The organism is Flavobacterium sp. (genome assembly GCF_035760125.1).
In the GTDB taxonomy this organism is placed as follows: domain Bacteria; phylum Bacteroidota; class Bacteroidia; order Flavobacteriales; family Flavobacteriaceae; genus Flavobacterium.
Map to the genome: position 1 here is coordinate 1 of NZ_DASTTN010000268.1, position 11264 is coordinate 11264.

The window sequence follows — 11264 nt, forward strand, 5'->3', positions numbered from 1 at the left end:
GTAGCTGATGAAAGGTATCATTTTGCGGTGCAAGCATCGGATAGGGGAGTTTGGGACTGGGATTTGACAACAAACAAAGTGTATTATTCCTCTGAGTCGATGAAAATTTTGGAACTAACTGAATCAGATTTAGTTGCCGCCCCCGAAGAATGGGACGAAAGAGTGCATCCAGACGATAGGGAAGAATATTATGGAAACATAAATCTGCATTTTGACAATAAAATCCCTTTTTATGAAACCTGTCATCGCGTTCTCTGCAATGATAAATATAAATGGATTTTGGACAGAGGTAAAGTCATTGAAAGAGATGAAGATGACAAGCCATTGCGAATCGTAGGAACACATACCGATATATCTGCGCAAAAAGAAAAAGAAATTGAGCTGGCCAAAATGCTCGAAATCGTAAATACACAGAATAATAAATTACTGAATTTTGCACATATCGTTTCACATAATTTAAGAACGCACAGCGGGAACATAAAATCGTTGCTAGATTTGCATCAAGAAGCTCTTCTATCGAATGAAGATACGTTGAGTAATATTCAGATCGTTTCGGATGAATTATTCTCTACAATCGAAAATTTAAACGATTTGGTAAACATATATGCCGAGAGGGAAAGCAATATGCAATTGTTAAAAGTGAATAACTTCATTGACAAAGTTCTGGATGTTTTAAATGAGTCAATTAAGCTAAAAGGAATTCAGGTTCTTAATTATGTTCCTAATACTGTAAAAGTGTTTTGTGTGCCAGCCTATTTGGAAAGCATAATGTTAAATTTGGTCACCAACGCGATTAAGTATTCAGATCCTAGTAAAGATCCCAAAATCATTTTTACAACAGAAGCCAATGATGATTTTGTTGTCTTGAACGTAAAGGACAATGGATTGGGAATTGATTTGGAAAAGCACAAAGATTCTATTTTTGGATTGTATAAAACATTCCACAGAAACAATGATGCAAGGGGAGTTGGTTTGTATCTTACCAAAAATCAAATTGAAAATATGGGAGGCAAAATCGAAGTTGAAAGCACACTTAATTTTGGATCCACCTTTAAAATTTATTTCAAAAAAGGATAAAAAAATAATAAGGAGCGAAACAATAGGCTTTATCGACTAACATCGTTCCTGCTGTCCGCTATATCCCATCTCGTCTCGTCCAAAAAGACCAGACGAGATGGGATGCCACTTCCATCAGGGCTAAAGAGCCAACATAGTCTATTTTTGGAAAAACTGCCCAAATATCCAACTGTATAAAAACATCAAAATAAAAAATCCAAATTCCAATTATTGATAAATTGGGATTTGGATTTTTTGTTATTTTGCTCTCTGTTGCTTTTGCAATAGAGTAGTTTTATTTTGCGATATTCACAGCTCTGGTTTCTCTGATTACGGTAACTTTCACTTGACCAGGATAAGTCATTTCAGTTTGTATTTTTTGAGAAATTTCAAACGATAAATTAGCTGCATTTTCATCAGATACTTTTTCGCTTTCTACAATTACACGAAGTTCTCTACCTGCTTGGATTGCATAAGCATTTTTCACTCCGCTGAATCCGTAAGCAACTTCTTCAAGATCTTTTAAACGTTGAATGTAAGAATCCAAAACTTGTCTTCTTGCACCCGGTCTAGCCCCAGAAATAGCATCACAAACCTGAATAATAGGAGATAGTAATGATTTCATTTCTATTTCGTCGTGGTGAGCTCCAATCGCGTTGCAAACCTCTTCTTTTTCGCCATATTTCTCAGCCCATTGCATTCCTAATAATGCGTGTGGTAAATCACTTTCTGCATCTGGTACTTTACCAATATCGTGAAGTAATCCAGCTCTTTTGGCAAGTTTAACGTTCAGTCCTAATTCAGCTGCCATGATTCCACAAAGTTTAGAAACTTCACGGGAGTGTTGCAATAAATTTTGTCCGTAAGAAGAACGGTATTTCATTCTACCAACTACTTTTATCAATTCAGGATGTAATCCATGGATTCCTAAATCAATCACTGTACGTTTACCTACTTCAATGATTTCATCATCAATTTGTTTAGTTGTTTTTGCAACAACTTCTTCAATACGCGCAGGGTGAATACGTCCGTCCGTAACTAATTTGTGTAATGCCAAACGAGCAATTTCTCTACGTACTGGGTCAAAACAAGAAAGAATAATCGCCTCCGGTGTATCGTCAACGATAATCTCAACTCCGGTTGCTGCTTCAAGCGCTCTAATATTTCTACCTTCACGTCCAATGATTCTACCTTTCACATCATCCGATTCGATGTTGAAAACAGAAACGCAGTTTTCTACTGCTTCTTCAGTACCAACTCTTTGAATAGTGTTGATGATGATTTTTTTAGCTTCCTGTTGCGCTGTTAATTTAGCCTCTTCAATAGTATCTTGAATATGAGACATCGCTTTGCTCTTAGCTTCACCTTTAAGCCCTTCGATAAGTTGTTCTTTTGCTTCTTCAGCAGATAGTCCAGAGATAACTTCTAGTTGTTGTAATTGACTTTTGTGTAGTCTATCAACTTCTACTTGTTTTTTCTCTAAATTTTCAATTTTAGTCTCGTATTCTGCAGTTTTTGCTTCAAAATCATCGTTTACTTTCTTGGCTTTTGATAATTCATTTGAAACCTGTGATTCTTTATCACGTACTCTTTTTTCTACTTCAGCTACTTTTTTGTCTCTGGCTAGAATTACTTGTTCGTGTTCCGATTTTAGTTCAATAAATTTTTCCTTTGCTTGAAGAATTTTGTCTTTTTTAATGTTTTCCGCTTCAAGATTGGCGTCTTTTAGTATTGATGCAGCCTCTTTTTTTGCGCTTTTAATTAAATTAGAGATATTGCTTTTTTCAATGATTTTGGCGATGCCAAATCCTAGCGCAATACCTGTAATTCCTGAAATAATTATTGTTATGATGTCCATGTTTGTTAAAAATTTATATATAAAAAAAGCCTACATTAGAAGTTGTATAAACTCGAAAAGACAAGTTTTGAGCTAACTCACTGTTCAAGTTTCCTCGCCGAAGCGTGGCATGCTTTAGTAGTGATGATTTGCTCATTCTAAATTGTTAGTGTTGAGTTTACCAATATGAACTAATGTAGGCAGTATCTTAGTCTTTGTAAAGAACGTTTAATTTTCGAGATATTCATCCAAAAGCAAATTGATTTTGTTTAATCTTTCAATGGTTTCTTCTCCATTTATAGCATTGTCAATCTGTTTTTGCTCTGCTTGAGACGCAAATTGTAAAGCACACATCGCCAATACATCTTGTTTATCTCGCACAGCATAATTTTCTTCAAACTGCTTAATCATCGCATCAATTTTTTTAGAAGCACTCCTAAGTCCTTCTTCCTGAGAGAAATCCACCGTTAACGGGTAGACTCTGTCTGCAATTGATATTTTAATTTTAAGCTTTTCGTCCATATTTTTTACTAATCTGATAGCTGGGCTATACAGTAATCAATTTCACGAATTATTGAATTTATTTTAAGCTTTGTATCTCTTTTGTTATCGTCACTGCCTAATAATGCATTGGCTATTTTGAGTGTTTCTAATTGTGTTTTTAAGGCTTCAATCTCTTTGGATTGATTTTGTATTAACACTGCAGCGTTCTTTAACTCTATATATAATTCTTGATTGTTTTTCTCCAAACTTTTTATTTTCAAAAAAAGTTTTCCAATCTTATTTTCAAGAGTATCAATTATTTCTGCAATCACACTCATTATAATTCCTATTCATTACTTAATCTTACAAAGTTAGTATTCCTTTTTATTATTGCAATATTTTATCGATTTTTTTACGTTAAAATAATCAATTATTTATAAATCAGTTTATTGGGTTTTGGTTTTATTTTGTCTTGTGGGTTTTAGTTGCTTTTTTTATCTTAGCAAAAATGTATTCCATGAAATTTTCTTTTTTTTTGTTAGTATTCACAACTACGCTTTTTGCTCAAACAGATTATCCTAAAAATTATTTTTGTCCTCCGCTTGATATTCCGCTACAATTATCCGGAAATTTTGGTGAATTGAGACCGAATCACTTTCATGCCGGTTTTGATATGAAAACCCTTCAGAGAGAAGGTTTAAATGTTTATGCAGTAGCCGATGGATATGTTTCCAGAATCAAGATTTCTACTTTTGGAAATGGAAAAACAATATATATTGATCATCCAAATGGATTTACTTCGGTCTATGGTCATTTGCAAAAAGCGACTGATTCTATTGAAAGTTTCATAAAAAAAACGCACTATAAAGAACAGTCTTTTGAAAGTGAAATGTATTTTAAACCCAATGAAATGCCTGTCAAAAAAGGGCAATTAATTGCTGTTTCTGGAAATACGGGTGCTTCCGAAGGACCGCATTTGCATTTTGAATTTCGAGATACCAAAACAGAGAAAATTATCAATCCTATGTTTTTTGGATTTGATGCTTTGATGAAAGACACTAAGAAGCCAATAGTCTCAAATTTGTATGCCTATCCTTTGGATTCAAAAACTACGGTAAATCATTCGCAACGACCTATTCCCATTAATTTATCCTTGCAAAAGGACGGAACTTATATGGCAGATAAGGTTATTGCTAATGGGAAAATTGGTTTTGGTATTATTGCTAATGATTATGATGATGTGTCTTTTAATAAAAATGGAGTTTTTGATGTGAATTTGTCTTGCAACGGAAAATCTATTTTTGGATATCAATTTAATACCTATTCTTTTGATGAAATGAGATATGTAAATGCGTTAATCGATTATTCGCTTTATAAAAAAACTGGTCAACGAGTCCAAAAGTTATTTATGAATCCACCTTATAATTTGAGCATCATAAAAACTGATGAAACAAATGGAGTTATCACAGTACTTCCCAATTTGACATCGGTTTGTAGTTTGGTGGTTTCTGATTATTATGGAAATAAAACCACAATTGCGATTCCTGTAGAGTATGATTTGCTTTCAACTATAATAGAAAAAGAACCTGTTGTTGTTAATTATGTTGTAAAAGCTTCAAAGGATTGTTTTTTTGAAAAAGACAAATGTTCGGTTTTCTTTCCTTCAGGTACATTTTATAATGACTTTAATTTGAATTTTGATGTAAAGGATAATGTTTTGACTGTGCATGATGATACTGTTCCGGCACATACCAACTTTACAATTACTATGGAAAATGATAGTTATCCAGCAAATCAAAAAGACAAAGTATTTATTGGAAGAATGGAAGGAGCAAGAGTGAGTTACAATACAACTCGAGAAAAAAATAATGTTTATGAGATTAGAGTGAAAACTTTAGGTCAGTATAAATTAGTGCTGGATACCATTGCGCCGGTGATTAAGATTGCAAAACCAATTGAAGGAAAAAAATTGGATAATCAAAAATTACTACAAGTGAGTATATCGGATAGTTTGTCTGGAATTAAATCGTATAATGGTTATCTTAACGGAAAATGGATTTTGATGGAATACGATAATAAAACAAAACTTTTGACGCATGATTTTAGTGACGGAATTGTTGCTGAGGGTGACAATCAATTAAAAGTCGTTGTAGTTGATAATGTAGGGAATTCTTCTATCTTTGAAACTCGTTTTCAAAGAAATCAAAAACAGTAAAAGCAAAATCATTTGAATATTTTTAAATCCCTATGTTGTTTTATTTTTTTATGGATGGGTATGAATTCATTTGCTCAAACAGCTTTTGTTAAAGGTATCGTTTTGGATGAAAAGAATCTTCCAGTTGAGGGCGTGAATGTATCTTCTCGTATTAATACTACTCAGACAAATGAAAAGGGATTTTATCAAATAGCTATTCCTTCTGATCAAAAAATCACTTTAGAATTTACCCATATTTCTTTAAAGAAAGCCAGTTTAAAAGTTTCTTTGAAGCCAAATGAAGTTTATGTGTTTAATATGCACATGAATGATCAACAGGAGCAAATGGGTGAAGTCATCATCAATAGCAATAATAAAAAAACGGTTCAGGGGATTATTACTTTTGAAGCCAAAGACATTCGTTTTATTCCTGGGGCCAATGCAGGCATCGAAAATGTTTTGAAAACATTGCCTGGAGTCAATTCGAATAATGAACTCAGTACGCAATACTCAGTTCGTGGTGGGAATTATGACGAAAATTTGGTTTATGTCAATGAAGTAGAAGTGTATCGCCCTTTTCTGATTCGGTCGGGACAGCAAGAAGGATTGAGTTTTACTAATACTGATTTAGTGCAAAATATAGAATTCTCTGCTGGAGGTTTTCAGGCTAAATATGGTGATAAAATGTCTTCCGTTTTGGATATTACCTATAGAAATCCGACGCAATTTGGAGCAATTCTAGAAATGAGTTTTCTTGGCGGAAGCCTTGCAGTTGATGCGGTTTCTAAAGATAAAAAATGGACGGCAATTACAGGAATAAGGTATCGAAATAATAGTCTTCTGGTTAACAGTCAGGAAACCCAAACGAATTATACTCCTACTTTTGCAGATATTCAAACCAATATCAATTATCAGGCTTCGCCAAAATGGCAATGGAGTTTTCTAGGGAATATTTCTCAGAATAAATATTTGTACCAACCATTGACTCGTCAAACCAATTTTGGTACAGCAGATGCACCAACGGCTCTTGCGGTTTATTATGAAGGCAAAGAGAAAGATAAATATGACACTTATTTTGGAGCTTTAAAAAGTACTTATCAAGTGAGTGATAATTTTACCTTAAAGTTTATCGGGTCTGTTTTTCATACGATAGAACAAGAATATTTTGATATTTATGCACAGTATCGTTTAGGGGAAGTGGATACTAATATCGGATCGGATACTTATGGTGATATTGCCTTTTCAAGAGGAGTTGGTTCGCAACTAAATCACGCCCGAAATGATTTGGATGCCTTAATTGCCAATTTGGAAGTAAAAGGCTTTAAGAATTGGAAACAAAATCAAATCGAGTGGGGTGTTAAATATACCCGAGAATCCATTCGAGATCGAATTTCAGAATGGGAAGTGATTGACTCAGCAGGGTTTTCGATACGACCTCCACTTGTTTTACCAAAAAACGATGAGCCTTATCAGCCTTATTCAGGACTGTTGATTCCTTACCAATATGTAAGTGCCATTAATTTTACTAATATCGATAGATTTTCAGCCTATGCACAATGGGGACGGAAAGACAATTTAGGTACAAACGAAATATGGTATAATTTGGGTGCGAGAATGCAAAGTTGGGAAGTATCAGGTGATGATTTAGCTAGTAATTTTCAAACTGTTTTTAGTCCGAGAGCACAATTTGCGATAAAGCCAGATTGGAAAAAAGATATGCTTTTTAGATTTACAGTTGGTGTCTATAGTCAACCTCCATTTTACAGGGAGTTACGTGATTATGATGGAGTGGTGCAACCCGATACGAAAGCCCAAAAATCCATAAATTTTGTTTTGGGTAATGATTATAGTTTCAAAATGTGGGAACGCCCTTTTAAATTGGTTACCGAAGCCTATTGCAAAAAGATGACAGATGTAAATCCTTATACGGTTGATAATGTAAGGATACGCTATGCTGCAGATAATAATGCCGTTGCATATGCACAAGGACTTGATGTTCGACTTAACGGAGAATTTGTTCCCGGAACCGATTCTTGGATTAGTTTTGGCTATCTAAAAACAGAAGAGAATATTGATAATAAAGGATATATTTCCAGACCAACGGATCAACGATTGAAATTTGGACTTTTGTTCCAAGATTATATGCCAAAGATTCCAAGCTTGAAATTGTATCTTAATATGGTTTACAATACTGGATTGCCTGGTGGTTCGCCAGCTTATGCCGATCCATATTTGTATCAAAACAGATTGAACGATTATCGACGGGTTGATGTTGGGTTTTCGAAAGTGTTTATTGATCAAAAAGTAGGGATGTCGAATAAGAAATTTTTTAAGAATTTTAAAGAGCTATCTTTAGGCTTTGAAATTTTCAATCTCTTTAATAATCAAAATGCCATTACCAATACTTGGGTTCGTGATGTATACACCAAAACAGAATATGCGATTCCAAATTATATGACCACCCGAGTTTTTAATTTGAAGTTAAATATGAGGTTGTAGCCTGATTTTTGGGAATGTCAGAATTAATAAATCTGTTGTATATTTCCTTTCCATTTTTAAAAATGATTACATTTGAGTTTATTTTTTAATATTAGAATTATTATGAGAACATCACATTTTGTCTATATTGGGATTTCGCTTTTGCTTTTAGCAAGCTGTAAAGAAGAAATTGAAAAGCCGAAAGTGACTTACGATGCTTCAAAAGTAGGGAGAGAACTTACTAAAGCTGATTCTACCCAAATAAAAATTGCCGATTTACCAATTCAAATGGAAGGAACTAATTACTTGATTCATCCTGTAGGTGATTTGAGTGTTTATGAAAAAGGTACTAAAAATAGATACGGTTCTTCGAGTGTGAATGATTTGAGTTTTACTATATCAAATGCATCCGAGTATGAAATTACAGGATTTTTGCAGAATCTTAAATTTCAAAAGATAGGTTCAGATTCTATAAAAGCATTAACTGATAAACCTGTTTTGATTCAAACTGCAACATACTTAAAAACGATTTCTGATAAGATCAACAAACAAATTATGGTGTATTCAATGATGGATATGGATACCAATAAAGATGGGAAACTAGATGTAAGCGATATTACAACATTATATTTGAGTGAAATTAGTGGAGATAAATTAACCAAAGTTTCTCCTGATTTACAAGAATTGATTGATTGGAACTTAATCGAATCACAAAAGCGTCTGTATTTTAGAACTGTTGAAGATACCAACAAAAACGGAAAATTTGACAGTAAAGATGTAGTGCATTATAATTACATCGATTTGGCTGATAAAGATTGGAAAGTAGAGAGTTATAATCCAATATAAAAGTCTAAATCAAAATATCGCTTTCCAAATCAGATTTTTCTATTTCAAAATCAAACCCCAGTTGCGTTACCAATTGAATTACTAAATTTTTGTACCAATTCTCAGATTTGGGATGAATGTATATTTTTTCAATCAATTGAGTGATATCAACATTGATTTTTAGCCCATCATTTAGTTTTACAGTATTCTCGGTCACATCAGTAATGATACGTACCTCACGTTCGTATTGAAAACTTTTTCGCTTGAATAAAAAAGGAAAAAACAAATCATCAAACGGTATGTATTCTTTTTTATAATCGATATAATTGACTTCGCCAATGTATTGTTTGTAATTTTTTTCGGGAACCAAGGCATCCTGAAGTCTTTTTACTGTTGATTGTATAGCCAATCCTTCGCTGTTTTGTGTGAAAATTTGCCACATGGCGAACGATTCGTATTCATTGATATGCCAACTGCTGATAGCTACTTTCTCCCGATGAGTTTTGTAGTAATTCAAAAAATCAGGATTGTTTATAGAAAGCTTTTTGATTTCCTCAAATGTAGGTTCGCTAAAAGTACCTTCGTATTGATCTTCAAATTTATCCGATCTGGACATAAATAATTTTCGCGAAAGCAATAAATCCAAAAACTTCGACAAGTCCAGATATTTCCATACAATGGTATCAGGATCTTGTGGAAGTTTTATGTTGGGATTATTGAGGTACATTGTTTAAGATTATAAGGTTTAGTTTTAATTCTTTCTAAACCTTCTAAGTTATTCTAAACTATTCAAACGACTGCATTGTTACCAGTTTTTTATAAGCGCCATCCATTGAGATAAGTTCTTCGTGTTTTCCTTGCTCCACTATTTTTCCTTTTTTCATAACTACAATAACATCTGCCTTTTGTATGGTCGAAAGACGATGTGCAATTACAATGGAAGTTCTGTTTTGCATCATATTTTCTAGAGCCACTTGTACAAATTTTTCACTTTCCGTGTCCAAAGCGGATGTTGCTTCATCAAGAATCATGATTGGAGGGTTTTTCAGCACGGCACGGGCAATGGATAATCGTTGTTTTTGTCCTCCCGAAAGTTTGTTTCCACTATCCCCAATGTTGGTGTAGATTCCATTTGGCAGTTCTTGTACAAATTCGTAAGCATTCGCTATTTTTAGGGCTTCGATGATTTCTTCATCGGGTGCATCCAGTTTTCCTAAGGCTATATTGGCTTTTATGGTATCATTAAATAAAATGCTGTCTTGTGTCACCAATCCCATTAATCCTCGAAGAGATTTTAAATCCAAATCTTTTATGGCAACACCGTCGATAGCTATGCTTCCTTCATTTACATCGTAAAAACGAGTAAGTAAATTTGCGATGGTACTTTTTCCGCTTCCGGATTGTCCCACAAGGGCAACGGTTTGTCCTTTTTTTACGGTAAGTGAAAAATGCTTTAATACATTTTCATCTTCGTATTTAAAATTGATGTTTTGAATCGCAATTTCAGAATCGAAAGATGTTTTATCAATAGCGCCAATTTTACTGGTAATTGTATTTTCTTGGTCTAGGATTTCTAACACACGTTCTGCTGCCGCATTTCCTCTTTTGATGGCATAAGATGCTTTTGAAATAGATTTGGCAGGAGTAAGAATGTTGTAAGCTAATCCCATGTAGGTAATAAAAGCGGCACCTTTTAACGTATGCTCAATCAAAACCATATGGCCTCCATACCAAAGTAAAATGGCAATAACCATAATTCCCATGAATTCACTCATTGGTGAGGCAAGATTTTGTCTGTTACCAATGCTGTTGGATAAACTAAAAAAACGGTTGGTTGAATTTTGGAATACGCTATTGAAATAGTTTTCAGCGTTATATCCTTTTACGACCTTCAATCCGCCAAGCGTTTCCTCAATAGTAGATAAAAATATTCCTTGTTCTTCCTGTGCTTTAGTTGATTTTCTTTTTAATTGTTTTCCTATGAGTGAAATGACATAGCCGGAAACTGGAATAAAAATGAACACAAAAATCGTAAGTTTTACGCTTATTGTAAACATCGTCACTATAGTAAAAATAATGGTTAACGGCTCTTTTACGGCTAATTCCAGTATGGATAAAAAAGAATTTTGAACCTCATTGACATCTCCTGCAATTCTTGAAATAGTATCTCCTTTTCTTTTTTCTGAAAAAAAGGAAAGAGGCAAATCAAGAGTTTTTCTATACATAGCATTTCTCATATCTTTCAGAATACCGTTTCTTAGGTAGGTAATGAAAAACATTGCAAAATAATCGGATAGATTTTTTAATAAAAAGATGGTGATAATTCCTGCTACCAATATGGATAATGTATAACCAATTCCGTAGGCATCAGTTACTGACGTTAGATAATAG

At 33.7% G+C, this 11264-nt stretch carries 9 protein-coding genes; 4 read left to right on the plus strand and 5 right to left on the minus strand.

Annotated features, from left to right (window positions below; genetic code table 11):
- Positions 1–1077: PAS domain-containing sensor histidine kinase (locus tag VFS71_RS09685; RefSeq protein ID WP_326400982.1), on the plus strand; the 1077-nt coding region annotated here is incomplete at its 5' end.
- Between the two features lie 274 nt (positions 1078–1351).
- On the opposite strand, the gene rny is transcribed toward VFS71_RS09685, so the two are convergent.
- The 3 genes from rny to VFS71_RS09700 form a co-directional block, all read right to left on the minus strand.
- On the minus strand, positions 1352–2914 hold the full coding sequence (gene rny, locus VFS71_RS09690; RefSeq protein ID WP_326400983.1) for a ribonuclease Y: 1563 nt from the start codon (positions 2912–2914) through the stop codon (positions 1352–1354).
- Positions 2915–3121: 207 nt separating this feature from the next.
- Positions 3122–3415 carry a cell division protein ZapA gene (locus VFS71_RS09695; protein ID WP_315199472.1) on the minus strand — a complete coding sequence of 98 codons (294 nt, stop codon included), beginning with the start codon at positions 3413–3415 and terminating at the stop codon, positions 3122–3124.
- Positions 3416–3423: 8 nt separating this feature from the next.
- Positions 3424–3714 (minus strand): hypothetical protein, encoded by a 291-nt coding sequence (locus VFS71_RS09700; protein WP_310008873.1) that lies wholly within the window; start codon positions 3712–3714, stop codon positions 3424–3426.
- A 179-nt stretch (positions 3715–3893) separates the two neighbouring features.
- Here VFS71_RS09700 and VFS71_RS09705 point away from each other — a divergent pair, with 179 nt between their 5' ends.
- From VFS71_RS09705 to VFS71_RS09715, 3 genes are all read left to right on the plus strand, one after another.
- Positions 3894–5591 (plus strand): M23 family metallopeptidase, encoded by a 1698-nt coding sequence (locus tag VFS71_RS09705; RefSeq protein WP_326400984.1) that lies wholly within the window; start codon positions 3894–3896, stop codon positions 5589–5591.
- 54 nt (positions 5592–5645) lie between these two features.
- On the plus strand, positions 5646–8069 hold the full coding sequence (locus tag VFS71_RS09710; protein ID WP_326400985.1) for a TonB-dependent receptor: 2424 nt from the start codon (positions 5646–5648) through the stop codon (positions 8067–8069).
- A gap of 102 nt (positions 8070–8171) precedes the next feature.
- Positions 8172–8894, plus strand: a complete 723-nt coding sequence (locus tag VFS71_RS09715; RefSeq protein WP_326400986.1) for a hypothetical protein — start codon at positions 8172–8174, stop codon at positions 8892–8894.
- Between the two features lie 4 nt (positions 8895–8898).
- On the opposite strand, the gene VFS71_RS09720 is transcribed toward VFS71_RS09715, so the two are convergent.
- On the minus strand, positions 8899–9600 hold the full coding sequence (locus tag VFS71_RS09720) for a DUF2971 domain-containing protein (protein ID WP_326400988.1): 702 nt from the start codon (positions 9598–9600) through the stop codon (positions 8899–8901).
- A gap of 58 nt (positions 9601–9658) precedes the next feature.
- Positions 9659–11264, minus strand: a 1606-nt coding sequence (locus VFS71_RS09725; RefSeq protein WP_326400989.1) for an ABC transporter ATP-binding protein, incomplete at its 5' end; no start/stop codon positions are given.

Excerpts from the sequence above, each read along its gene's own strand:
- VFS71_RS09715 (WP_326400986.1), top strand. The coding sequence starts at position 8,172 with ATGAGAACATCACATTTTGTCTATATTGGGATTTCGCTTTTGCTTTTA.
- VFS71_RS09705 (WP_326400984.1), top strand. The coding sequence starts at position 3,894 with ATGAAATTTTCTTTTTTTTTGTTAGTATTCACAACTACGCTTTTTGCT.
- rny (WP_326400983.1), bottom strand. The coding sequence starts at position 2,914 with ATGGACATCATAACAATAATTATTTCAGGAATTACAGGTATTGCGCTA.
- VFS71_RS09695 (WP_315199472.1), bottom strand. The coding sequence starts at position 3,415 with ATGGACGAAAAGCTTAAAATTAAAATATCAATTGCAGACAGAGTCTAC.
- VFS71_RS09710 (WP_326400985.1), top strand. The coding sequence starts at position 5,646 with ATGGGTATGAATTCATTTGCTCAAACAGCTTTTGTTAAAGGTATCGTT.
- VFS71_RS09720 (WP_326400988.1), bottom strand. The coding sequence starts at position 9,600 with ATGTACCTCAATAATCCCAACATAAAACTTCCACAAGATCCTGATACC.
- VFS71_RS09700 (WP_310008873.1), bottom strand. The coding sequence starts at position 3,714 with ATGAGTGTGATTGCAGAAATAATTGATACTCTTGAAAATAAGATTGGA.